We start from the raw sequence: 23719 nt of genomic DNA, 5'->3' as shown, positions 1-23719 counted from the left end.
CGCACTGATGTGCGATCGGGCCCCTTCGGTCAAGAATCAGAGGGCGCGGATGTTCGTCGCCTGCGGGCCCTTGGGGCCCTGCTCCGTGTCGAACTCGACCTTCTGCGCTTCCTCGAGGTTGCGGTGACCCGAGCCCTGGATCGCGCTGAAGTGCGCGAACAGGTCGGCGGATCCGTCATCGGGAGCGATGAAGCCGAAGCCCTTGTCGGAGTTGAACCATTTGACAGTGCCAGTGGCCATGCTGTGTTTTCCTTTGTTTTCGTGGGCCGATCTTCGACCCGTCATGCTCCGTCGATGCGTTCGACGGGCAAGTCGTGTTCCCTCGAAGTGCCGGCGGCGGTCATTGCGGCCGTGATCAGGAGGGGAAAGGTGGAGGAGAGAGGAAGAGGTCACCCTGCGCACGAAGGCGGCATACGGGCGGATGAACAGGCGGAGAGCCCGGCTGCCATCTCGTGGATATCAGCCAAGCTTAGCCCATCGCCGTCGCGCCGCCGACCGCAATGATGCGCTGTTCCGTGAAACGATGGACGGATGAGCTCTGCGAACCTCACCCGCCAGGAGACCACCGCTCGATCCGCGAGCATCTCCGTCCGAAGCATCCGCGTCGAGCTGGACCTCCGTGCGGCACGCGATTCGCAGCGCACGGGCTTCTCGACCACCTCGACGCTGGAGTTCGACGCCACGGCATCCGAGACCTGGCTGGACTTCGTCGGCGAGTCCGTCGAGGAGGTCGTCGTCAACGACTCCTCGCAGCCCGTCCTCTACGACGGCGCGCGCATCTCGCTGACCGGACTCGAAGCATCCAACACCGTCGTCGTGCGGGCGACAGGCGCATACAGCCGGTCGGGTGAGGGGCTGCACCGGTTCGTCGACCCCGTGGACGACGAGACCTATCTGTACACGCAGTACGAGCCGGCCGATGCGCGTCGAGTGATGACGTGCTTCGAGCAGCCGGACATGAAGGCGGCGTACACCTTCGTCGTGCATGCCCCGCAGGGCTGGCAGGTGCTGTCCAACCAGCGCGCGGTCTCGACCGCCATCGACGGCGATGCGCAGACGATCGAGTTCGCCCCGACGCTCCCGCTGTCCAGCTACATCACCGCGATCGCGGCCGGCCCCTACCACCGGGTCGACGGCGAATGGCGGCGTGACGGTCAGCGGGTGGACCTCGGCGTCCTGTGCCGTGCGTCGTTGGTCCCATACCTCGAGGCGGACGAGATCCTGGGGATCACCCGGCAGGGGCTGGACTTCTTCACCGACGCCTTCGGATACGACTACTCCTGGGGGAAGTACGACCAGATCTTCGTCCCCGAGTACAATCTCGGCGCGATGGAGAACCCGGGGCTCGTCACCTTCACCGAGGCGTACATCCCCCGCGGCGCGGCGACGGACGCGCAGCGCGGCGGCCGGGCGAACACGATCCTGCACGAGATGGCGCACATGTGGTTCGGCGACCTCGTCACGATGCGCTGGTGGGATGATCTCTGGCTCAAGGAGTCCTTCGCGGACTACATGGGAGCGCACGCCTCGGCCGCCGCGACGCGCTTCACCGACGCATGGGTGCGGTTCGCCGCCAATCGCAAGGCATGGGCCTATCAGCAGGATCAGCTGCCGACCACGCATCCCATCGTCGCCGACATCCCAGACCTCGAGGCGGCGAAGCTGAACTTCGACGGCATCACCTACGCCAAGGGCGCCTCGGTGCTCAAACAGCTCGTCGCGTTCGTCGGCGAGGACGCCTTCTTCGAGGGAGCGCGGCGATACTTCGCCGCGAATGCGTTCGGGAGCACCACGCTGGACGATCTGCTGGTGCAGCTCGAGGAGGTGTCCGGGCGCGACGTGCGAGCCTGGTCGCGTGCCTGGCTGGAGACGAGCGGAGTCTCGACGCTCCGGCTCGAGGCGGATGCCGAGGGGAGACGCGCCCTGGTGCAGACCGACCCCCGGCCGCACCGGCTGCGCATCGGGCTGTACGACCTCGTGGACGAGCGGCTGGTCCTTCGTGAGCGGATCGAGCTCGACATCGCTTCCGAGCGGACGCCGGTGGCGCTCGACGAGGCGGACCTCGTGCTGATCAACGACGACGACCTCTCCTATGCGAAGGTGCGTCTGGACGAGCACTCGCTGCGATCCGTCGCGGTGGCTCTGCCGACCCTGGACCCGCTCCCACGCGCCCTGGTGTGGTCGTCGCTGTGGAACGCCGCGCGCGACGGAGAGCTCTCAGCGACGCGCTATCTGGAGATCGTCCGCACGCATGCGCCGTCCGAGGAGAACATCGGACTGCTGGCGGGAGTCCTGGCCAATGCCGCCTTCGCGCTCGGCCGCTATCTTCCCGACGCACTCGTCGACGACGAGCGTGCGGCATGGCTCTGGGCGACCGAGGCCGCCTTCGATGCGGCGGAGGCCGGCAGCGATGCGCAGCTGAGCTGGGCGCGCGCGTACGCTGCGGCATCCGCGTACGGCACGGACGCCGCCCCGCGTGTGCGGGAGATCCTCGCCGGACGAGCGCCCGCCGGCCTCGCGGTGGATGCCGAGCTGCGCTGGTCGTTCGTCATCGCCCTGGCGACGAACGGCAGCATCGGCGAGAGCGAGATCGCCGCCGAGGCGACCCAGGACGAGACGTCCGACGGCCGGACGGCGGCGCGACGCGCGCGGGCGTCCCGCCCGGACGCCGCGGTGCGGGATGCCGCGTGGCGCGCGGCATGGACCGACCTCTCCCTCACGAACGATCAGCTGGATGCGACGATCGGCGGTTTCCGCGCCGGCGGGCGGCGTGACCTCATCGCCGGCTTCGACGAGGAGTACTTCGTCCGCATCCGCCCGGCGTGGACGGAGCGGAGCATCGAGCTGGCCAGGCGCCTCGTGATCGGGCTGTTCCCGGCATCCGACTCCCTGGAGCTCGTCGACGGCTGGCTGGCGTCGAACCGCGATGCGCCGGGTGCGCTGCGTCGGCTGATCGTCGAGCAGCGTGACCATCTCGCCCGCGCGATCAGGGTGCGTGCGGCTCAGGAGCAGTGAGCTGCATGCCCATCACCGTGCGCACGATCCAGGGGTGGGCATGGTCGTCGGCGATGTGCGACATGCCGAGGTTGCGGGCGACTCCTCGCGAGGCGGCATTGCCCGGATGGATGATCGCGGTGAGCAGCGTCGGCGCGAAGGCCTCCCTGGCGAGCTCGACGCACGAGTTCGCGGCTTCGGTCGCGTAGCCCCTGCGCTGGAGGTCGCGACGCACGTGATAGCCGACCTCCAGGACGGGCGTGTGATTGAAGGACTGCCAGGTGACGCCGCAGTCGCCGACGAACGCGCCGTCGTGCGTCTCGATGATCCAGAGGCCGTGGCCGTGCTCGTCATAGGAGGCGCGCGACCGCGCGATCCATTCCGCGCTCTCCTCGCGGCTCTTGGGGGCGGGGTAGAAGGCCATGACGTCCGGGTCGCCCAGCATCCCGGCCATCGCATCGAGGTCGGCCTCGGTCATCTCCCGGAACCGGAGCCGACCGGTCGGCCGGGGGAGCAGCCGGCGCACCGTCATCAGAGGTCGAGCGCGTCGCCGGGATCGAGCTCGAAGAACTCCCCGCCATGCTGTTCCGTCGCCCACTGCAGGCGACTGCGGTGCATCGTCCGTCCGGCGACCGAGAGGGTCATGTCGTGCACGCCGAACGCACGGCGCGGCTCGACGGCGAGCACGAAGTCCATCGCCTCGCCGATCTTCAGCCACGGCCCACCCGCGGGGGCGGCGAGCGTGTCGACGGCGACGCCCTCCGGCACGGCGAACGAGTCGCCGGGGTAGTACAGCTCGTCGTTCACGAGGACGCCGAGGTTCTGGACCAGCGGGATCGAGGAATGGATGATCGCGTGGTCGCCGCCGAAGAAGCGGAGCGTGAATCGTCCTGCCGTCACGGTGTCTCCGGGGGCGACGACGGCGATCTCGTAGTCGGACGCAGCCGCCGCGACGCCGGCCGGCGCGAAGATCGGCGTGCCGGGGGCGTCGCGCAGGATGCGGTCGAGATGCTCCGGGGTCCAATGGTCGGGATGCTCATGGGTGAGCACCACGGCCACGACGTCCGTGAGGTCGTCCAGGGGGGTGGTGAAGGAGCCGGGATCGATCAGCAGGGTGTCGCCGCTCTCGTCGATGCGGAGCGAGGCGTGTTCGTACTTCGTGACGCGCATGTGACGAGTCAACTCCTTCCGACCGCGGTCGGCAAACCCTCGTCGGCGCGCCACGCCCGAGATCCCCGAGGGGGCGGACCGGATTTGGCGGAGCAGGAAAGCCCATGGCATACTTGAACGGTTGTCGCGAGACGGAAACGCTTCGCAAGACGGCCCCATCGTATAGCGGCCTAGTACGCCGCCCTCTCACGGCGGTAACGCGGGTTCGAATCCCGCTGGGGTCACCACAACACAGAAAACCCCCGGTCATCCGGGGGTTTTCGCATTCCTACCATTGCTCGCTGCGGGGCGCTACGCGGCTTTTGGCAACAGATTGGCAACATCCGGTCGCATCGCTGCCTGGTCGAGCGCCGTGGCAACACCGTCGAGGTCGTCATCGAACAGGTCGGCGTACACGTCGAGGGTCACCGCGGCCGAGGCGTGCCCGAGCATCCGCTGCACGGCCTTGACGTTCGCCCCGGCGCTGACCGCGAGTGACGCGGCGGTGTGCCGTAGCTCGTGGGGCGTGAGTCCTTTGAGGCCGATCATGGTTACGGCGGGGTCGAACCAGCCGACGCGGTAGACATGGTTGCGCAGCCAGGTGCCGGTGCGGATGCCGTAGAACACGGGAGCATCGGTGTCGCGTCCGGTGATCTGTGCGCGGAGCAGGCGGACGAGGAACGCGGGGATCGGGATGCTCCTTCGGCGGCTCGATGCGCTGGTATCCCTTGTCGGCGACGACGGTCTGCTCGACGGTCAGGCGCGGGTGTTTCGCGTCGAGGTCGAGGTCGCGGACTCGCAGCCTGGCGAGTTCGCCCCCGCGCAGGCCGCAGTACGCGAGGGTGAGCACGACGAGGCCGTACCCGTAGTCTCGATCGTCCTTCATCTCGTCAATGGCCCCAGCGAGCGCCGCGACCTGATCGTGCGAGAGGCAGCGCTTGCGCGTCTTCGTCGGCTTGGGGAGCTTGAGTCTGGCGGCCGGGTTCGACGGCAGGCGCTCGTCCTCGACCGCGGATCGTAGCGCTCCTGAGAGCACGTTGACGATCTTCCGCACCGTCACGGGAGCACCTGGCAGCGCGGAGACCCATTCCTGCACTCGGAGCCGGGTGAGGTTGCCGATCGGGATGCTGCCGAGGTCGGGAGCGATGTGCTTGTCGATGATGTTCTCGACCCGGCTGCGCGTGGTTGCCCGTAGATCGCCGCGCGCGGCGAGCCAGGTCCGGAGCCAGTCCGCGACGCTGACCCTCGCCAGCGAGGGATCGAGGTAGCGACCTTGGGCGATGGTGACCTCAGTCGTCGCCAGGAACAGCTCGGCGGCCTTCTTCGTCGTGAAGCCGCGCTTCTGGGTCTGCTTCTTGTCGGGGCGGCGATAGAGGGCACGGTAACGACGGCCTTTCGCCGTCTCGTACGCCTCAATGCCTCCCATGGTTCTGTCGCCTACTTCTCCAGCCGGGCGAGGCGCTGCACGTCGATGCGACGGTAGACACGCTTGTGCTGGGTGAGCCGAATCGGCTCCACCGGCGAGGTGTCCGAGAGGGCGAGGGCGCGCAGCGTCGTGCGGTGAATGCCGAGCAGTGCGGCGGTCTCTTCCTCGGAGTAGACCAGCGGGGCACGCTGGTGCTCGTCTGCGGGGGCGGTGCTCTGCCCCATCGTTGTAAGGGCTCTGGTTGAAGAAGGCCTTGACCGGGTTCGGGCGGATGAGTTCTTGAGGAAGGCATGTGATGGGGCCGGTCGGTGAGGTGCGGGTGTTACTTGGTGCGCAGGTGTAGGGCGCATCCGACCGTAGGAAGGGCTATGGCCGTGACCCAGTTCGCCGGGTTACCGGTGTCGGTGAGGACGAAGCCCCAGGTCTCGCTGAACGGGTACTGACCTGGATTGACGACGACCGGGAGCAGCACGAGGGTCGCTGGTGCGACGGCGGCGATGCGTCGGTCGAGGAAGCGGGCGGCGATCAGGCCTGCGCCGAGGAGGCCGAGCATGTTGCGTAGCGGGGCGAGGGTTCCGGTCGTGCCGGTCACGGCCTCATCGGCCATGAGGCCGAGTACACGGGAGAGGAGTAGGGCGGTGCCGGCGCATACCGTCAGGACGATGACGTGCAGGAGCAGGCGTTGCGGCCAGAGCGGCTGAGATGCGAGGCGTTCGGCGTCGCGGGTCTGTGAGCCGTAGACGATCAGTGCGGCGGCGACGGGGATGAACTGGCCGAGCGCGGCGAGGGACGTCGCCGCGAGGAAGTCCGGCCGGAAAAAAGTAAGCGATCGCGCGCCGACGAACGCGAGCACGGCTTGGAGGACGAGCACTACCAGGACGACGGCGAGCAAGTGCCGGGCATGCAGGAAGCGGAGCGTCATCCCGTGATGTCCGCAGGGCGCAGGGAGCAGTCGAGGTACGCGGCAGCATGGTCAGCGAACCAGGCTTGTGCGCCTGGAAGCGATTTCGAGCGGAGCACGTCGACCAGGCGGTCCAGCTCTGCGGGATCGACCGCGAACTGGGCGGCATCGGGATCATCGGCGAGGAACACGTTGACGGCCCCGAGGGCGGCCCAGGCATCGCCAGCCTCGTCAGTTCCGCAGCGCACACCGACGAGCGAGAACAGCGCGGCGTGCACGCTGTCTGCGGCGGGGTCGACGCTGGCCGGGTTGAGCGCGAATGTCTCGAACCGGTCGCTGCCACCGTCGGGCACGGTCCCGTCGTCTTGCGAGAGGGTATCGAAGGCCAGCTCAGCCGATGCGACGAGGAAGGCGATGCGGCCCCAACGAGCTAACAGCTCTTCTCGCAGAGGCGCGTATTGCGGCAGGACATGCAGGGTCAGCACAGGGTCGTCCGAGGTGAGCGTCGTGAAGGACAGCTCGACCGGCGAGACAGAGACGGTGATGCGCTCGGCGGCGGGAGCGAGCGCAGCGGCGACGGGCACGCCCGCCACGACCAGGGCAGCACCGGCCACGGTCGCGAGCAGCCGTCGCGGGCCGCGGAGCACGGCGATGATCGCGATGAGTGCAGCGATGACAAGGACGATGAGCGCGTAGCGCAGCAACACCCAGTCGGAGTCGACGCGGGTGAAAGCGTCTTGTGCCGTGTCGATCCGGCGCAGCGGGTTCGCGAACTGAAGCCACGGTGCCCCGAGGATGAGGAACTGCGCCAGGTAGAGCAGGGTCGGCGCGATGATCGCAACCGGCAGTGCAGCCCAGCCGGGCAGCGCGGCAGCGGTCGCGGCGCCGATCGTCACGCTCACGACTACCACCAGCAGTCCGTGCAGCAGCGCGATCGTAGGTGTTCCGGTGATCCCCACGATGACCGCGCGGACGACGAGGCCGGCCAGGACGATGAGCCAGAGGGCAGCTCCCCACAGCCAAGCGGCGATCGTCTGATGGAGGATCGTGGCCGCGAGTGACCGTGGGGCGGTGCGCAGGATCGGGGCGCCGCCATCGCGAATCTCGCGGGTGGCGTCCCACGCGGTCGCGGCGGCGATGACCGGCGCCAGGAGCGTGGCGCCGGCGCTCAGGGCGTCAGCGATGTTCGCCCAGCTCGCCACGACGGGGTGCGTCGAAGTGGAGGCGACGATCGCGTAGGCGGCGAGGATGATCGGGCCGGCCGGCAGCAGCAGGATCGACCGCCGCAGTCCGGTCGACAGCGGCCCGCGGCTCACGCCGGCGCCGCCGTGTGAGCGAGCAAGGCAGCATAGCCGCGCTCGAGCGTGCTGTCGCCTGGCGAGTCCGGCCGGCCGTGAGCCTCCAGTTCCGGGACGGTCCCGGTGAAGACGATCCGGCCGCGGTCCATGACCACGACGGTATCGGCGGTGGCGCGTACATCCTCAATGAGGTGGGTGCTGGTGAGCACGGCGGTCTGTCGGCCGAGGTCGCGGATCAGCTCACGGAACGCGACGCGCTGCGCCGGGTCAAGTCCGACGGTCGGCTCGTCCAACAGCAGCAGTGCGGGCCGGTTCACAATCGCTTGTGCGATCCCTGCACGGCGGAGCATTCCACCCGACAGCGACTTCAGCGGTGATGCCGACCGGTCCAAGAGGCCGACCGCCTCGATCGCCTCGATCGTCGCGGCGGACCTGCGCGGAGCCGGTATCTCCTTAAGCCATGCGACGTACTCGACCAGTTCCCGGACCTGGAACGAGGGCGTGAAGCGGAAGTCTTGGGGCAAGTAGCCGAGGGATGCGCGCGCGAGCCGCCGCCCCGCACGATTGCTCGGATCATGGCCGCTAACTGTGGCGACACCCCGGTATCGCGTGTCCAGGGTGGCGAGCGCGCGGATCAGGGTGGACTTCCCGGCGCCGTTCGGACCCACCAGCGCGGTCACACCGTTCTCGACGCTCAGACTGACCTCATGCAGCGCATCGACGCACATACGCCGGTGTCGGATGGTCAGTGCCTCAACTCGTGTGGTGGGTTCAGTCATCGGATGAGTCCTCTGTCGAGGGCGAAGGCGATGAGTTGGAGGCGCGAGCGCATTCCGAGCTTGGTGAGGATGTGGGAGACGTGCGATTTCACCGTCGTCTCGCTGATGAACGCGATGGTGGCGATCTGTGCGTTGGACAGGCCGCGCGCCGCATACAGGAACACCTGGCGCTCCCTCGGGGTGAGTGGGTCGAGTGCGTCGACCTCTGGAGTCCGCGCGGCCTCGCGCGATTCGCGGAGCACTTCGGTGGACGGTCGAGGTTCGAACACGCTCTGCCCGGCATGGACGGTGCGCACGGCGTCGAGCAATGTCTCGGCCGTGGTGTCCTTCAGGAGGAAGCCAGCGGCCCCGGCGCGGGTCGCAGCGGCCACGGCCTCATCACTGCGGAGCGTCGTGAGCACCAGCACCGCTGGAGCATCCGCACCAGCGGCCTCGAGGATGCGCGCGGTAGCGGCGATGCCGTTCAGTTCGGGCATGCGCACGTCCATCAGCACCACATCCGGTCGCTCGCGCTGCACCAGCGTGATCGCCGCTTCGCCGTCGTGGGCGGCACCGGTGAAGCGCATGTCGGGCTGGGACTCGACCATCATCCGCACCCCATCGCAGAACAGCCGCTCGTCATCGACGACGGCGACGCGAATCTCACTCATCCTCGTCGCCTCTCGTCCGCGCGGGCAGGTAGGCGGTGACGATCCAGGAGTTCTCCTGCTCGTCGTGCGCCGCGGATAGCCAGCCGCCGGCCAGACGCGCGCGTTCCTGCATTCCCGTGACGCCTCGCCCGCTTCCCTCCATCGGCGCTTCGCCAGGGGTGCGGGAGGCGACGGTGACGGCGAGGCCGGCGTCCTGCCAATCCAGCGACACGTCCACGCCTCTTTCCACGGTCCCATGGACGAGAGCGTTCGTCAGCGCCTCCTGAACAATCCGATAGACCGACAACTCGCTTACCGGCGAGAGCGCATCTGGAGCACCGAGCTGCTGCACCCGCACCGGCAGACCAGCCTGCTGCATCCGCTCGAACAGGGCGTCCAGGTCGGCAACGCCCGGGGCCGGCGCGTCATCGCCAGGCGCACCCAGAGCGTCGATCAGCCAGCGGACATCTCCGAGGGTCTGCCTCGCGGTATCCGCGATCGTCCGCAACGGCGCGCTGGCTTGATCGGTCTTGGCGGCGATGCGGGCGCCCTCAGCCTGCGCGACGATGACGGCCAGCGAGTGTGCGAGCACGTCATGCACCTCCTGGGCAATGCGATCGCGTTCCCCGGCCAGCAAAAGCTCGCCCTCGGCTATCGACAGCGCGGAGAGGGCGGACTCGCGGGCGGCCCGCTGCGCGTTCAGGGCCGCAAGGCCGCGCCGGTATGCGAACGCGATCGCCCACACCCCGATGAACACGAGGAGACTTCCGAGAGTCCAGCTCGCGATCTGCCCGGCGATGTCCGGGAGGTCCCAACCGTATATCACGGTGGTCGACCCGCCCAGCGGTAGCGAATTCAGCGCCGCCACGCACAGCGCCGCGACCACGGCGAACCCGAAGGCGAACTGCACCCGGCCAAGCGGCAGCGTCACAGTCGTCACCGCGATCACAACCAGCAGTGCGCCGTACACCCACACATGCCAAGGCCCGAGGAACGCCCCGAACCGCAGCGCCGGGAGTGCGAGCTGGCCAACCAGGAGCACGAGCCCCAGTGCCAAGCTCGTCATCGGCAGGCGTCGCGCCAGGGCCAGGGACGCCGCGAGCAACGCGACACTGATCGGCGCGATCGGCGAGACGATGAAGAATGACGGTAGACCGGCGCCGACCAACAGCGCAACGCCAACCAGCGGCAATACTGCCTCGCTGGACCACCGCTGCACTCGAATCATGCAATCGACTCTATGAGCTGACCTCTCCGTTCTACTGGTCTTCGTTCGCGATCTCATCCAAGAGGTGGAGAAGCAGACCGATGAGGGTGACGTGAGGCTCCATTGCCTGCCGGTGCCGCGGCGCAGGGCCTTGCGAAACGGGTTTCTCAGCATGGCTGCCGAGGAATCTACGAAGGATCGCCTGCACGGGGCGGCAACGTGGCAACATCCTGGCAACCAACGCTGGCGACAAGGCTTTCCGCGTCGCACTCAACACACGTGAAACCCCTGCAAACACCGGTCAATACGGGGCCGATTGCGCGGTTCCAGAGGAGCCGATTCCCCTCTCACGGCGGTAACGCGGGTTCGAATCCCGCTGGGGTCGCCACAACACAGGAAACCCCCGGGTCTCCCGGGGGTTTTCGTGTATCCGGGTGGGCGTGGCCGGTGCAGATGCCGGTCGGAGGCACAGGCGTCGGCCCGATCGGTCGTATCCGACCGACAGGCGCGTTCTCGCCATACGGGTGTACCGCGGACTCTCATAGGACAGCGGGTCTCGGCTGAGATCTCGCAGCTCCTCGGCGAACGGTCATCCGGTGCCCGGCGAGGTGCGCAGCGTCATCTCCCGGAATCGCCGGTTGCGCAACGGCGCGATCATCAGAAGGGCCATCGCCCCGCCGAACACGGCAAAGGGCACCCAGACGGCCGTGGCGGCGGCCAGCCCGCCGAAGGCGGCCATGGCGAGCGGCATGAAGACGTCGTCGCCGAGCCGTGTGATCGAGCCCATCCTGCCGAGGTAGGCCGGATCGACGGTCGCGGCGAACGTCGCGCTCAGAAGCACGGAGGCGTATCCGGCCGTCGCGCCGATCACGAAGCTTCCCGCCCCCGTCAGCCACCCCGACCCGAATCCCAGCACCACGATGCCCGCGCCCTGGACGACGAGCGCGACGAAGCCCGAGCGAGCTTCATGCCGGGGCCGCCATCGAGTGACCGAGAGCGCGCCGAGAGCCGCGCCCAGCCCGAGGAGGGCCTCGAAGATGCCGACGGCCTGGGCTCCCCAGCCCTCGTCGTGCGCACGCAGCGCGATGCCGATCCCGACCGCCGGCCCGACGGCGAGGTTCAGTCCGGACAGCGCGAGCACGAGGGTCCTGGTCGTCGGCACGGCGCGGAGATGGCCGAAGCCGCGGGCGATGCCGCGCAGGGCGCTCTCGCGATCGGCACGGGGGAGCGCGAACCGCGGGCTCAGCCAGATCGCGATGAAGGCGATCACCAGCGTGAACGTCAGCGCGTTGACGGACGCGCTCCCGCTGAGCCCCGCGTGCGCCACGAGGAACCCGCCCACCGCGGAGCCGCCCATGGTGCCGAGGCGGGAAGCGGTCTGCGACACGGCGCTGTAGGAGGGCAGATCCGCCGGGCGGACGAGCTGGCGGGCGATGGTCCCGGCCGACGGCTCGTAGAAGGCGTCGCACACTCCGAAGGCGATCGCAGCGAGCGTCAGGACCAGCACGGAGGGCGGGGAGGCCAGCATCCAGAAGGCGACGAACAGGAGCACGCCGACGCGGAGCGCGTTGAACAGGAGCATCACGTGCCGGGCGTTCGCGCGGTCAGCGAGGACGCCTCCGAACAGCAGGACGATCGCGCGCGGGATCGTCCCCGCCGCGACGACCAGTCCCGCGACCGCTGGCGAGGTGATCTGCACGGCCGTCCAGGCCAGGGCGATGCTCCAGAGCGCGTCGCCGGCATCGGAGAGCGCTTTGACGCCGATCCAGGCGTGCACCGCGATGTCGCGCGAGAACCGGGGCGGCTCCTTCAGCAGGAGGGGCTCGGCGGCGGTCATGGCGAGGTCGGGAAGCCGTGGGCGAACATGAACACCGGGCGTCGCTCCGCCCCGTCGGCTCTGTCGATGCTCGCGCGCCATGCGTCGACGGCGTCGCGGATCGCCTCTGAAAGGACCGTCAGCTCCTCGGGCGTCGCCCAGGCGAGGACATCCGTGCTGAAAGCGGCGCGCGACCACTCCGGAAGGGGAGCCGTCCTGCGATGCCAGGCGCGGAGACGTCCGAGCTGGACCTGGATGTTCACCCGCTCCGCCTCGCGGGCCAGCAGCGCGTCGGCGGGGGAGTCCGCGAAGTCGTCCACGGACCAGGTGAACCGGTTCCTGGCCGGCCGCCACCAGCTCGTCCTCTTGTCGCCGGTGGGGTCCTCCGCCCGCTCGACGACGCCGGCACGCTCCAGCATCCGGAGATGATGACTGATGCTGCCGACCTGCAGTCCGAGGGCCTTCGCGAGGGTCGTCACCTGACTGGCGCCGTGCAGGCCCAGATAGTCGACGATGCGTCGGCGCACCGGATGGTGCACGGCGGTGATCGCTGTGATCTCTTCCATGCCGACCACGCTAAGCGCGGATCGACGCACCTACAAGAGTTCTTGTATACCCCGGAAAATCAGGCTTCTTCCGAAGAAGAACGCTTCCTCCGGCGTCGGATCGCCCACACGATGAGGAAGATGACCGCGGCGATGGCGATCCAGGGCAGCAGGAACCCTGCAGCGATCACGAGCGCGTTCAACGAGACGATGAGCCCGTTCCAGCCCGCGAGCAGCCCGTCGCCGAATCCGGCGGGGTCGGCGGTCGTCGCGACCTGCTCCCGCACGAGCTCCACCTGCAGCGACGACATCGCGATCTGGTCCTCCAGGCCATCGAGCTGCTGCTGGTACGACTCCAGCTCCGCCTGGCGGTCGGTCAGCGCGACCTCCGCCTCGATGAGCTCGGAGACGGTCCCCGACTGGGACATCAGCTCCGTCAGTCGCGCCACGGACGCCTTCAGGGCATCCACGCGGGCGCGCAGATCGATCGCCGTCGAGGTCACGTCCTGCTTCGAGATCGACGAGGACAGCACCTCGCCGCTGTCGCCGAGCTCGTCGATCACGGCGGCGAGGTCGGCGGAGGGCACGCGGATGCTGATCCATCCGTAGCCGGAATCCGGCTCGACCGGCATGCGGCCGTCGCTCACGGCGACGGGCTTGGACACGCTCGTGCTCTCGACGTAGCCCTCGTGCGCCTCGGCGAGATCGCCGATCGCGCTCACGGCCGCTGCAACGTCCTCGACCTCGACTTGCGCGTTCGCGGTGGCGATGATCTCTCGACCGGCGTCGGCGTCCTGGCTCGCCGCCATCGCGTCGTCGCCGAGCGCAGCGGCGCTCTCTTCGGAGGCCATGTCCGGGACTGCGCCGCCGCCGTCCGAGGACACGCCGATGAGCGGTGCACCGGCAGGCGCATCGGCGGTCGATGCGCCGCCGACCGAGCCGAGGATGGGCGGCGTGACGAGGACGCCGACGACGAAGGCGGCGGCGATGCCGGCCCCGGTGAGCCAGCCGCGTCGGCGCGACGCGCGCGCGGAGATCGCGGACGCCGGCGCCCCCCTGGCCGGTTCATCCGCGATCCGGTCGAACACGGCGTGCTCGATCCGGGCGACCGTCTCGTCGGACAGCCCGGGAAGAGCGGTGCTCTGCTCGTTCATGCGTCTCTCGCCTCCTTCACGGCGCCGCGCAGCTGCGTGCGCACCCTCGAGAGACGGTTCCGGACGACCGCGTGACTCACGCCGAGCTCCTCGGCCGCCGCCTGGTAGGCGTACCCCTCGGCGGCGCACAGGCGGAAGATCTCGCGATCGAGCTCGCCGAGCGTGCCGATCTCCTCGGCGATGCGCTCGGCGAGATCGGCCGTGATGACCTGCTCCTCGACGCTGACGGTGTCGGCGATCAGCTCGTCCGCGGCATCCGCGGTGTGCGCCTGATCCCGCAGCCTTCGCCGCAGGCGGTTGGCCGCCTGGAAGCGGCAGATCGTCGCGAGCCAGGGCAGGATCGACTCTCCGGCCAGCTCCAGCCTCGGCAGCTTCCGCCAGGCGACCACGAAGGTCTCCTGCGTGACGTCCTCGGCATCCACGACCGAGCCGAGGATGCCGTGGGCGATCCAGTAGACCGGACGTACATGCGCGCGGTAGAGCGCCCGGAAGGCGCTCTCGTCGCCCGACGCTGCGCGTGCCGCCCATTCCTGGTCCTGCGATCGCTGAGGCATCCTGCTCCGTTCGGTGTCTCTCACCGGGGAAGTGTCGACGAATGCCCCATCGTCTCAGATCAGGTCAGTGCGCGGCTTCCTGATGGGCGGCGACGATCGTCTTCTGCGACATGCGGTCGATCCAGGCGAGGGCCAGAGCGGAGACGATGAAGACCATGTGGATGACGACCTGCCAGAGCACGCCGGTGGGGGTGTAGCTGCCGAGGCCGTCGACCTCGCTCTCGTTCACGCCGTTCTCGTCCATATTGCCGACGGCGATGAAGGTCTTGAGGAGATGGATCGAGGAGATGCCGACGATCGCCATGGCGAGCTTGACCTTGAGCACGTTCGCGTTCACGTGCGAGAGCCACTCCGGCTGGTCGGGATGCCCGTCGGTGTTGATGCGCGAGACGAAGGTCTCGTAGCCGCCGATGATGACCATGATGAGCAGGTTCGCGATCATGACGACGTCGATGAGCCCGAGGACCGCCAGCATGATCACGGCCTCGTTGATCTCGGTGGGGTGGGCGACCACTTCGACGATGAGGTGCCAGAGCTCCACCATGAACACGACGACGTAGACGAGCTGCGCGATGATCAGCCCGATGTACAGCGGCGCCTGCAGCCATCGGCTGACGAAGATCAGGGAGCCGATGGAGCGCGCCCAGGGGTTGCGCGGGGGAGTGTCGAGCGGGTCTGTGGCGGAGCGGATCTCAGGAGTCACGGCGACTATTCCATCACGTCGGAGCGGTGGGCAGAAGCTCCGCTAGAATCGACGCTGCGAGAGGGAGTATCCCGACATCGCATCCTCGTCATCACGGGCACCGGCGTCGCTGCCCCGGGGATGCGGCGCACAGCGTGCGAGGGAGAGACTTTCGGCTCTTCTCCGTCCCCTCTTGCGAAAGGTGCCGTGCGCCCTTGAACATCCCCGTCTGGTTCGAGATCGTCTCTCTGGTGGTCCTGACCCTCATCCTCCTCGGCGATCTGCTCCTCATCTTGAAGCGTCCGCACATCCCGTCGACGAGGGAATCGACCCTCTGGGTGGTGTTCTACGTCACTCTGGCCCTCGTCTTCGCCGGGGTGCTCTTCCTCATAGGCGACCCGAAGGACTCGGTCGACTTCCTCACCGGATGGGCGATGGAGTACAGCCTCTCCATCGACAACCTGTTCGTGTTCGTGCTGATCATGACCCAGTTCTCCGTGCCGCGCAGGTACCAGCAGGAGGTGCTGATGGTCGGCATCATCATCGCCCTCGTGCTGCGCGCGATCTTCATCCTCATCGTCGGAGCCGCTGTCGAGCACCTCAGCCCGATCTTCTATGTCTTCGGCGCCTTCCTCATCTTCACCGCGATCCGGCAGGCGCTGCCCGAGAAGCACGACGACGATGCGCAGACGGAGAACTTCATCATCAGACTGCTGCGCCGCGGGATCGACATCAGCGAGGAGTACGACGGGTCGAAGCTGCGCACGGTCGTGGACGGCAGGAAGATCTGGACGCCGATGCTCATCGTCTTCGTGTCGATCGGCGTCACCGACCTCATGTTCGCGGTCGATTCGATCCCCGCGATCTACGGCGTCACCCAGAACCCCTTCATCGTGTTCACGGCGAACCTCTTCGCGCTCATGGGCCTGCGCCAGCTGTACTTCCTCCTCGGCGATCTGCTGGAGAAGCTGAGGTACCTGCACTACGGCGTCGCCTTCATCCTCGGGTTCATCGGAGTGAAGCTCATCCTGCACGCGATGCACGAGAACGAGCTGCCGTTCGTCAACGGCGGCCACCCGATCGAATGGGCGCCCGACATCAACAACTGGGTGTCGCTCGGCGTGATCTTCGGCTCGATGGCCGTCGCCACGGTCGCCAGCCTCATCTCGTCCTCGCGCGAGAAGAGGCAGCCGCCCGTCACGCAGTGACCCATGCGCCCGACCACCCGTTGCGGCGGTGTAAACTGACCGGCATGCGGCAGGTGGTTCTCCTTCTTAGCGGCCGCGACGAGACCTCGATCTAGGCCTTCTCGTCGCGGAGTCCAGCGTGGGCCGAACCGCCATAAGAGGAGACAGAAAACGCATGAGCACTGATGTGACCGACATCCCCCGTCGTCCGCGCACCCTGGCCGAGAAGGTCTGGGACGACCATCTCGTCGTCAAGGGCGAGAACGGCGAGCCCGACCTCGTCTACATCGATCTGCACCTCGTGCACGAGGTCACCAGTCCCCAGGCCTTCGACGGGCTTCGGACCGAAGGGCGGCCGCTGCGCCGCCTCGACCTCACGATCGCGACCGAGGACCACAACACCCCGACGCTCGAGATCGACAAGCCGATCGCCGACCTCACCAGCCGCACGCAGATCGAGACCCTGCGCCGCAACGCGGAGGAGTTCGGCGTCCGCCTGCACTCCCTCGGCGACGCGGAGCAGGGCATCGTGCACGTCGTCGGTCCGCAGCTCGGCCTGACCATGCCGGGCATCACGGTCGTCTGCGGCGACTCGCACACCTCCACCCACGGCGCCTTCGGCGCGATGGCGTTCGGCATCGGCACGAGCGAGGTCGAGCACGTCATGGCGACTCAGACGCTGCCCCTGAAGCCCTTCAAGACCATGGCGATCACCGTCGAGGGCACGCTGAGGCCGGGCGTGAGCGCCAAGGACATCATCCTCGCGGTCATCGCCGAGATCGGCACCGGCGGAGGGCAGGGCTACGTCCTCGAGTTCCGCGGCAGCGCCATCCGGGCCCTGTCGATGGAGGGGCGCATGACGATCTGCAACATGTCGATCGAGGCCGGCGCCCGAGCGGGCATGGTCGCTCCCGACGAGACGACCTTCGCCTACGTCAAGGACAAGCCGCATGCGCCGAGGGGGCAGGACTGGGAGGACGCGGTCGCCTACTGGCGCACGCTCCCGACCGACGAGGGCGCGGTCTTCGACGCCGAGATCTTCATCGACGCCGACGACCTCGAGCCGTTCGTGACCTGGGGCACGAATCCCGGCCAGGGCAGCTCGCTGTCGGCATCCGTGCCGGATCCGGCCGAGATCGCCGACGCGAACGAGCGCGCCGCCGCCGAGCGCGCGCTGGAGTACATGGACCTGACGCCCGGCACCCCGCTGAAGGAGGTGCCCGTGGACGCGGTGTTCATGGGATCCTGCACGAACAGCCGCATCGAGGACCTCCGTGCCTTCGCCTCCATCGTGAAGGGACGCAGGAAGGCGGACGGCGTCCGCGTCATGGTCGTCCCCGGATCCGCACGCGTGCGGCTCGAGGCCGAGGCCGAGGGCCTGGACAAGGTGTTCACCGACTTCGGAGCGGAATGGCGTTTCGCCGGCTGCTCGATGTGCCTGGGCATGAACCCCGACCAGCTGGCCCCGGGGGAACGATGCGCGTCCACGTCGAACCGCAACTTCGAAGGCCGTCAGGGCAAGGGCGGGCGCACGCATCTCGTGTCGCCGCTCGTCGCCGCCGCGACGGCTGTGCGCGGCACGCTGTCCAGTCCCAGCGACCTGGCGCCCGTCGACGAGCTGATCGGAGCCTGATCATGGAGAAGTTCACCACGCACACCGGCATCGCGGCTCCGATGAAGCGCTCCAACGTCGACACCGATCAGATCATCCCGGCGGTCTTCCTCAAACGGGTCACCAAGACCGGCTTCGACGACGCGTTGTTCCACGCCTGGCGGCAGGATCCGGAGTTCATCCTCAACCAGGACGCGTTCCAGGGGGCGTCGGTGCTCGTCGCGGGACCCGACTTCGGCACGGGCTCGAGTCGCGAGCACGCTGTGTGGGCGTTGCGCGACTTCGGATTCAAGGTCGTCCTCAGCCCGCGTTTCGGCGATATCTTCCGCGGGAACTCCGGCAAGCAGGGTCTTCTGGCGGCCACGATCTCCGAGGAGGACCTGGAGACGATCTGGGCGCTCATCGACGAGGAGCCCGGCTGCTCCATCACGGTCGACCTCGAAGCGCGCACGGCGACGATCGGCGACCCTTCGACAGGCTCAGGGCATCGCTTCCAGGCCAGCATCGGCGTGGACGATTACACTAGATGGCGGCTCCTCGAAGGGCTCGATGACATCGGGCTCACGCTGCGCAACGAAGACAAGATCGCGCAGTTCGAGGCCCGTCGCGAATCGTGGCGGCCGCGGACCCTCCCCGTTCTCTGAGAGCACGGCGGACCGTGAGTCGGGGGCATCCGCCCCAGCGGCTGACGCCGTGTTCTCTGGAATGAAGTGAGGCCCCTCGAATGACGACACCCCTGCGCGATGTACTCCAGGACGGGCTCGGATCGTTGACCGGGGACGTCATTGCCATCCGCGGAGGACACCCGCTGCGGGGACGCGTCGATGTGAAGGGCGCGAAGAACCTCGCCACCAAGGCGATGGTCGCCACCCTCCTCGGCGAGACGGCGAGCACGCTGCGCGACGTCCCGGATCTCAGCGACGTCGCCGTGGTGCGCTCGCTCCTCGAGGTGCACGGCGTGCGCGTCGAGACCGGAGACGAGCCGGGATCGCTGGTGTTCGACCCGAGCGGCGTCGAGTCCGCCCACATGGAGGAGATCGACGCGCACGCCGGCGCGTCGCGCATCCCGATCCTGTTCTGCGGACCGCTGCTGCATCGCCTCGGCCAGGCGTTCATCCCGGATCTGGGCGGCTGCCGCATCGGGGACCGTCCCATCGACTTCCACCTCGACGCGCTCCGCAAGTTCGGTGCGATCGTGGAGAAGCTGCCCAGCGGCATCCGGCTCTCCGCCCCGAAGCGCCTGCACGGTGCGAATATCCATCTGCCGTATCCGAGCGTCGGCGCGACGGAGCAGGTGCTGCTCACCGCCGTGCGCGCGCAGGGGACCACCGAGCTGCGCAACGCCGCCATCGAGCCGGAGATCATGGATCTGATCGCCGTGCTGCAGAAGATGGGCGCGATCATCTCCTACGAGCCGAACCGCGTGATCCTCATCGAGGGCGTCGACACTCTTCGCGGCTACGACCACCGCTCCATCTTCGATCGCAACGAGGCCGCGTCGTGGGCGTCCGCCGCGCTGGCGACCGACGGAGAGATCTTCGTCGGCGGCGCGAAGCAGCAGGAGATGCTCACGTTCCTCAACGTCTTCCGGAAAGCCGGCGGCTGGTTCGACATCCAGGAGGACGGCATCCTGTTCCGCCGCGGCGGCGAGCTGCAGCCGGTCGTCGTCGAGACGGACGTGCACCCCGGCTTCATGACCGACTGGCAGCAGCCGCTCATCGTCGCGCTCACCCAGGCGGAGGGGCGTTCGATCGTGCACGAGACCGTGTACGAGAACCGCTTCGGCTTCACCCAGGCGCTCGTCAAGATGGGCGCGGACATCGTCGTGCACCCGCACGGGCTCCAGGACGGCCCGCGTCGCGTCCCCCGCCGAGAGCTCGAGCAGGCCGCCGTCATCACCGGCCCGACGCCGCTGCACGGGGCCGACATCGTCGTGCCCGACCTCCGGGGCGGATACAGCCATGTGATCGCCGCGCTGACGGCATCCGGCCAGTCCCAGGTCTCGGGCGTGGACATTCTCAGCCGGGGGTACGAGAAGTTCCTGGCCAAGCTCGACGCCCTCGGCGCCGACTTCGACGTCGTCCGGTGACGCGCATGGGCTCCCGGTCCCCCGAGAAGTCCCGGCCGAGTCTGTTCTGGCTGCTCGCGATCGTCGTCGTCCCGTTCATCTCCTTCCTTGCGAAGCTCTCGTTCACCGGGCGGGAGAAGCTCCCGCGCGACGGCGCCTTCGTGCTGGCCCCGAACCATTACTCGGAGTTCGACCCGCTCATCGTGGCGGTGGCGGTCTGGCGGCTCGGCCGCGCTCCGCGCTTCCTGGCGAAGGAGAGCCTGTTCCGGATCCCCGTTGTCGGCGCCGCGCTGCGGGCGACGGGGATGATCCCGGTGGCCAGGGCGTCGTCGGCGTCGGCCGCGAAGCAGACCATGGCGCAGGCGAAGGAGCTCGTCGAGCACGGGCGGGGTGTCATCGTCTATCCCGAGGGCACGCTCACACGCGACCCCGATCTGTGGCCGATGCGCGGCAAGTCCGGCGCCGTGCGTCTCGCGCTGACCGGGGACATCCCGCTCATCCCCATGGCGCAGTGGGGCACGCAGGAGATCATGGGGCGCTATCAGAAGGGCTTGAAGCTGTGGCCGCCGCGAAAGCCGGTACGGATCCTCATCGGCGATCCCGTCGACCTCTCCGATCTGAAGGGGCGGGCGGGCGACAGCGCCGTGCTCACCGAGGCGACGAACCGGCTGATGGCCGCGATCACCCAGCTGCTGGAGCAGGTCAGAGGAGAGCAGGCTCCGGCGGAGCGGTGGAATCCGGCCGAGCACGGCCAGAAGGAGACCGGACGCCTTGACACCTAGACGCACACCTGCGACCGGTCCGCGCGTGACGGTGGTCGGCGCCGGCAGCTGGGGCACGACGTTCGGAAAGATCCTCGCCGACGGCGGCGCCGAGGTCACCATGTGGGCCCGGCGCGCAGAGCTCGCCCAGGAGATCGCCGAGGCGAAGCGCAACTCGCGCTATCTTCCCGGCATCAATCTGCCGCGCACGATGAACGCGACGCATGAACTGGCGACCTCGCTGGAGGCCGCGGAGCAGGTGTACCTCTCCGTCCCCAGCCAGACCCTCCGAGAGAATCTGAAGGCGATCCGCCCGCTGCTCGCCGGTCGCGAGATCCCGGTCGTCAGCCTCATGAAGGGCGTCGAGAAGGGCACCGGCCTGCGGATGAGCCAGGTCATCGAGCAGGAGCTCCGGTGCGATCCCGCGCTCATCGCCGTCGCATCCGGTCCGAACCTGGCCCTCGAGATCGCCAGGGAGCAGCCCACTGCGGCTGTCATCGCCTCGCGCAGTCAGGAGACGGCGGAGACCGTCGCCCGTGCGGCGCGGAACGACTACTTCCGCACCTTCGTGAACACCGACGTCATCGGCACGGAGTTCGGCGCCGTGCTGAAGAACCTCATCGCGGTGGCGATCGGGATCGTCGACGGGGTCGGCTACGGCGAGAACACGAAGGCATCGATCATCACGCGCGGGCTCGTCGAGATGACCGACTTCGCGGTGGCGAACGGCGCGCAGCCGGAGACGCTGCAGGGCCTCGCCGGGCTCGGCGACCTCATCGCGACATGCCAGTCGCCGCTCAGCCGCAACAACACCGCCGGGCGGCTGCTCGGTCAGGGATACAGCTATCAGGACGTCGTCAAGCAGATGCAGCAGACTGCGGAGGGCCTGGCCTCCGTCGCGCCGATCCTGCAGCTCGCGCACGAGGCCGATGTGGACATGCCCATCGTGCAGCAGGTGAAGATGGTGCTCGACGGGGCGATGAGCCCGCGCGACATCGCACCCCACCTGACGACGGACGACGACACCCCCCAGGGGGAGAGGACCAATCATGGGCAGGCAGACGGTGGTGGTGCTCTTCGGCGGGCGCTCCAGCGAGCATTCGATCAGCTCCGCCACGGCGGGCGGGGTCCTGCGCGCGATCGATCGTGACCGCTTCGACGTGATCCCGGTCGGGATCACGCGCGAGGGCGCCTTCGTCCTCGAGGTAGACGATCCGGAGCGGTTCGCGCTGGACGCCGCTCGCCTTCCCGAGGTCGTCGACAACGGCACGCGGATGCTGTGGCCGGAGCCCGGCGGCGACCGCACGCTGCGCGTGACGCTGCCGGACGGCTCCGCGGAGAACCTCGGCGAGATCGACGTCGTCCTCCCGCTGCTGCACGGCATGCACGGCGAGGACGGCGCGATCCAGGGATTCTTCGACGTCCTGGAGATCCCCTACGCGGGGTGCAGCATCCTCGATTCCGCGATCTGCCTCGACAAGCACTTCACGAAGCTCGCCCTGACCGCCGTCGGCATCGCGGTGTCTCCGGGGATCACCGTCCGACGGGCGCAGTGGAGCGCGGATTCCGAGCGGCTCCGCCGCGAGATCGCTGAGCTCGGCGGCGTCGTGTTCGTGAAGCCCGCCAGCGCGGGCTCCAGCGTCGGCGTGTCCCGCGTCGTGGACGGCGAAGGGCTGGACGCCGCGCTGGAGCTCGCCTTCGCCGAGGACGAGAAGGTGCTCGTCGAGGCGCAGGTCGCCGGCCGGGAGATCGAGGTCGGGGTCCTGGCTGGCCGGGACGGCGCCAGGGCCCGCGCGTCCCTCCCCGGCGAGGTCGTGCTCACCACGCGCAGCTTCTACGACTTCGAGGGCAAGTACCTCGGCGGCGACGGCGTCGAGATCGTCTGCCCCGCCGATGTCGACGAGGCCATGATCGCGAGGCTCCGCGAGACCGCGGTGCGTGCCTTCGAGGCGGTCGATGGCAAGGGACTCGCCCGCGTGGACTTCTTCGTGACCCCGGCGGGCGAGCTGATCGTCAACGAGCTGAACACCATGCCCGGCTTCACGCCGATCTCGATGTTCCCGAAGTGCTGGATCGCCTCGGGCCTCAGCTACGGCGAGCTCATCACCGAGCTCATCGAGGGCGGCCTGCGGCGCTGATCAGGCGCCGGGCCGCCCCGTGCCGGGCTGCTGAGGTCCGGGCTGCGCCGGGCCGGGCTGCTGCGGGTCGGCTGCCTGGTGGGTGGGCGGCTGCGGGTCGGACGGGGGATACCAGGACGCCTGCGGGCCGCCGAGCGGCGGGTACGACGGCTGGGCCTGGTACGGCGGCGTCTGCGGCGCAGCGCCGTACGGATGCTGCGTGGGGAACGCGGCCATCCCGGGCGATGGCGCCGGCGGCACCGGGTATCCGGCGACCGGGGCGGCTCCGTCTGCGGTGGGCTGCCGGAACCCGGGGGTGGCGCGGTGCACGATCAGCGCGACCAGCGCCGTCAGCCAGCCCCAGGTCAGCGCCCATCCCGCACCGGCGGTGACGACCTGGTTGAACTGCATCCCGTAGACGTCCGGCATGTCCGCGGGAATCTGCAGCCTGGCCATCACCAGGGGCGCTCTCGCGATCCCGGCGATCCATGCGGCAACGATCACCGCTCCCCAGGTGCCGAAGAACACGGCCGCGCCGCGCCCCGGAGCCGAGGAGCGGACCACCAGACGCACGAAGATCCAGGTGCCGGCGGTCAGGAGGACCAGGGCGAGCAGCATCCCGAGGACCGCGAGCGGGAAACCGCCGAAGCCGGGGACGAAGCCCCAGCCGATCGGGTCGTTGAGGAAGTAGGCGCGAGGCGTGCTCGGGATGCCGAGCAGCATCGACTGATACACGGCGAAGCTGGAGAGCAGGGCCCCGACGGCGACCAGGATCGCCGCGACGACCGGAACACGGGTGGAGGAGGCCGGGTGCATACCGGGCAGTGTAGGCGTCTCGCT

The 23719-nt window shown here is 68.6% G+C and carries 25 protein-coding genes, 1 tRNA gene and 1 pseudogene; 10 read left to right on the top strand and 17 right to left on the bottom strand.

The genetic code is table 11. The annotated features are described in order from the left end of the window. Positions 1–36 precede the first annotated feature (36 nt). Positions 37–240 carry a cold-shock protein gene (locus ACYVGQ_RS10845; RefSeq protein ID WP_452330144.1) on the bottom strand — a complete coding sequence of 68 codons (204 nt, stop codon included), beginning with the start codon at positions 238–240 and terminating at the stop codon, positions 37–39. Between the two features lie 291 nt (positions 241–531). Between ACYVGQ_RS10845 and pepN the strand changes: the two genes are divergently transcribed. After that, positions 532–3015: an aminopeptidase N gene (pepN, locus tag ACYVGQ_RS10840; protein ID WP_460784624.1), complete on the top strand. Its 2484-nt coding sequence runs from the start codon at positions 532–534 to the stop codon at positions 3013–3015. On the opposite strand, the gene ACYVGQ_RS10835 is transcribed toward pepN, so the two are convergent. Beyond that, positions 2987–3526: a GNAT family N-acetyltransferase gene (locus ACYVGQ_RS10835; RefSeq protein WP_460784623.1), complete on the bottom strand. Its 540-nt coding sequence runs from the start codon at positions 3524–3526 to the stop codon at positions 2987–2989. The genes pepN and ACYVGQ_RS10835 overlap by 29 nt on opposite strands. Further along, entirely contained in the window at positions 3526–4164 is a 639-nt protein-coding gene (locus ACYVGQ_RS10830) for an MBL fold metallo-hydrolase (RefSeq protein ID WP_460784622.1), read from the bottom strand. Before ACYVGQ_RS10830 ends, ACYVGQ_RS10835 begins: the two co-directional genes overlap by 1 nt. Before the next feature lie 151 nt (positions 4165–4315). Between ACYVGQ_RS10830 and ACYVGQ_RS10825 the strand changes: the two genes are divergently transcribed. Next, positions 4316–4391 (top strand) — tRNA-Glu (locus ACYVGQ_RS10825). Positions 4392–4455: 64 nt separating this feature from the next. Here ACYVGQ_RS10825 and ACYVGQ_RS10820 read toward each other — a convergent pair. Next, on the bottom strand, positions 4456–4797 hold the full coding sequence (locus ACYVGQ_RS10820; protein ID WP_460784846.1) for a tyrosine-type recombinase/integrase: 342 nt from the start codon (positions 4795–4797) through the stop codon (positions 4456–4458). A 40-nt stretch (positions 4798–4837) separates the two neighbouring features. On the opposite strand from ACYVGQ_RS10820, the gene ACYVGQ_RS10815 reads away from it, so the two are divergent. Next, positions 4838–5164, top strand: a complete 327-nt coding sequence (locus tag ACYVGQ_RS10815; RefSeq protein WP_460784857.1) for a hypothetical protein — start codon at positions 4838–4840, stop codon at positions 5162–5164. 63 nt (positions 5165–5227) lie between these two features. Here ACYVGQ_RS10815 and ACYVGQ_RS10810 read toward each other — a convergent pair. The 12 genes and pseudogenes from ACYVGQ_RS10810 to ACYVGQ_RS10755 all read right to left on the bottom strand — a co-directional run. Continuing rightward, positions 5228–5569, bottom strand: a pseudogene (locus tag ACYVGQ_RS10810) (tyrosine-type recombinase/integrase); the annotation flags it as partial. 11 nt (positions 5570–5580) lie between these two features. Further along, complete coding sequence (locus ACYVGQ_RS10805) at positions 5581–5793, bottom strand: hypothetical protein (protein WP_460784621.1); 213 nt, start codon at positions 5791–5793, stop codon at positions 5581–5583. 98 nt (positions 5794–5891) lie between these two features. Next, positions 5892–6491: a hypothetical protein gene (locus ACYVGQ_RS10800; RefSeq protein ID WP_460784620.1), complete on the bottom strand. Its 600-nt coding sequence runs from the start codon at positions 6489–6491 to the stop codon at positions 5892–5894. Beyond that, a complete protein-coding gene (locus tag ACYVGQ_RS10795) occupies positions 6488–7786 on the bottom strand; it encodes a hypothetical protein (RefSeq protein ID WP_460784619.1) in 1299 nt (432 codons plus the stop codon). Before ACYVGQ_RS10795 ends, ACYVGQ_RS10800 begins: the two co-directional genes overlap by 4 nt. Beyond that, on the bottom strand, positions 7783–8547 hold the full coding sequence (locus ACYVGQ_RS10790; RefSeq protein WP_460784618.1) for an ATP-binding cassette domain-containing protein: 765 nt from the start codon (positions 8545–8547) through the stop codon (positions 7783–7785). Before ACYVGQ_RS10790 ends, ACYVGQ_RS10795 begins: the two co-directional genes overlap by 4 nt. Beyond that, a complete protein-coding gene (locus tag ACYVGQ_RS10785) occupies positions 8544–9197 on the bottom strand; it encodes a response regulator transcription factor (RefSeq protein ID WP_460784617.1) in 654 nt (217 codons plus the stop codon). The genes ACYVGQ_RS10790 and ACYVGQ_RS10785 overlap by 4 nt, the downstream gene beginning before the upstream one ends. Beyond that, positions 9190–10404: a sensor histidine kinase gene (locus ACYVGQ_RS10780; RefSeq protein WP_460784616.1), complete on the bottom strand. Its 1215-nt coding sequence runs from the start codon at positions 10402–10404 to the stop codon at positions 9190–9192. Before ACYVGQ_RS10780 ends, ACYVGQ_RS10785 begins: the two co-directional genes overlap by 8 nt. Positions 10405–10972: 568 nt before the next feature. Next, on the bottom strand, positions 10973–12220 hold the full coding sequence (locus ACYVGQ_RS10775; protein ID WP_460784615.1) for an MFS transporter: 1248 nt from the start codon (positions 12218–12220) through the stop codon (positions 10973–10975). Continuing rightward, on the bottom strand, positions 12217–12765 hold the full coding sequence (locus tag ACYVGQ_RS10770; protein ID WP_460784614.1) for an ArsR/SmtB family transcription factor: 549 nt from the start codon (positions 12763–12765) through the stop codon (positions 12217–12219). The genes ACYVGQ_RS10775 and ACYVGQ_RS10770 overlap by 4 nt, the downstream gene beginning before the upstream one ends. A gap of 59 nt (positions 12766–12824) precedes the next feature. Next, positions 12825–13898, bottom strand: coding sequence for a DUF4349 domain-containing protein (locus tag ACYVGQ_RS10765; protein WP_460784613.1), 1074 nt, complete (start codon positions 13896–13898; stop codon positions 12825–12827). Next, positions 13895–14452 carry an RNA polymerase sigma factor gene (locus tag ACYVGQ_RS10760; RefSeq protein WP_460784612.1) on the bottom strand — a complete coding sequence of 186 codons (558 nt, stop codon included), beginning with the start codon at positions 14450–14452 and terminating at the stop codon, positions 13895–13897. Before ACYVGQ_RS10760 ends, ACYVGQ_RS10765 begins: the two co-directional genes overlap by 4 nt. Before the next feature lie 64 nt (positions 14453–14516). Then, a complete protein-coding gene (locus tag ACYVGQ_RS10755; protein ID WP_460784611.1) occupies positions 14517–15155 on the bottom strand; it encodes a TIGR00645 family protein in 639 nt (212 codons plus the stop codon). A 194-nt stretch (positions 15156–15349) separates the two neighbouring features. On the opposite strand from ACYVGQ_RS10755, the gene ACYVGQ_RS10750 reads away from it, so the two are divergent. The 7 genes from ACYVGQ_RS10750 to ACYVGQ_RS10720 all read left to right on the top strand — a co-directional run bounded on the left by ACYVGQ_RS10750 (position 15350) and on the right by ACYVGQ_RS10720 (position 22900). Beyond that, on the top strand, positions 15350–16342 hold the full coding sequence (locus ACYVGQ_RS10750; RefSeq protein WP_460784610.1) for a TerC family protein: 993 nt from the start codon (positions 15350–15352) through the stop codon (positions 16340–16342). A gap of 154 nt (positions 16343–16496) precedes the next feature. Then, a complete protein-coding gene (gene leuC, locus ACYVGQ_RS10745; protein ID WP_460784609.1) occupies positions 16497–17954 on the top strand; it encodes a 3-isopropylmalate dehydratase large subunit in 1458 nt (485 codons plus the stop codon). 2 nt (positions 17955–17956) lie between these two features. Then, positions 17957–18577, top strand: a complete 621-nt coding sequence (gene leuD / locus ACYVGQ_RS10740) for a 3-isopropylmalate dehydratase small subunit (RefSeq protein WP_460784608.1) — start codon at positions 17957–17959, stop codon at positions 18575–18577. A gap of 80 nt (positions 18578–18657) precedes the next feature. Further along, positions 18658–20022: a UDP-N-acetylglucosamine 1-carboxyvinyltransferase gene (gene murA / locus ACYVGQ_RS10735; RefSeq protein ID WP_460784607.1), complete on the top strand. Its 1365-nt coding sequence runs from the start codon at positions 18658–18660 to the stop codon at positions 20020–20022. Between the two features lie 5 nt (positions 20023–20027). Beyond that, entirely contained in the window at positions 20028–20783 is a 756-nt protein-coding gene (locus ACYVGQ_RS10730; protein WP_460784606.1) for a lysophospholipid acyltransferase family protein, read from the top strand. Beyond that, on the top strand, positions 20773–21912 hold the full coding sequence (locus ACYVGQ_RS10725) for an NAD(P)H-dependent glycerol-3-phosphate dehydrogenase (RefSeq protein ID WP_460784605.1): 1140 nt from the start codon (positions 20773–20775) through the stop codon (positions 21910–21912). The genes ACYVGQ_RS10730 and ACYVGQ_RS10725 overlap by 11 nt, the downstream gene beginning before the upstream one ends. Beyond that, entirely contained in the window at positions 21812–22900 is a 1089-nt protein-coding gene (locus ACYVGQ_RS10720; RefSeq protein ID WP_460784604.1) for a D-alanine--D-alanine ligase family protein, read from the top strand. The genes ACYVGQ_RS10725 and ACYVGQ_RS10720 overlap by 101 nt, the downstream gene beginning before the upstream one ends. Here the strand turns inward: ACYVGQ_RS10720 and ACYVGQ_RS10715 are convergent, their stop codons facing one another. Then, positions 22901–23695: a hypothetical protein gene (locus ACYVGQ_RS10715; protein ID WP_460784603.1), complete on the bottom strand. Its 795-nt coding sequence runs from the start codon at positions 23693–23695 to the stop codon at positions 22901–22903. Positions 23696–23719 lie beyond the last annotated feature (24 nt).

The organism is Microbacterium tumbae, from assembly GCF_054780175.1.
Note: the sequence above shows the minus strand (reverse complement) of the source record. Positions and strands in the feature narration are given on the sequence as shown.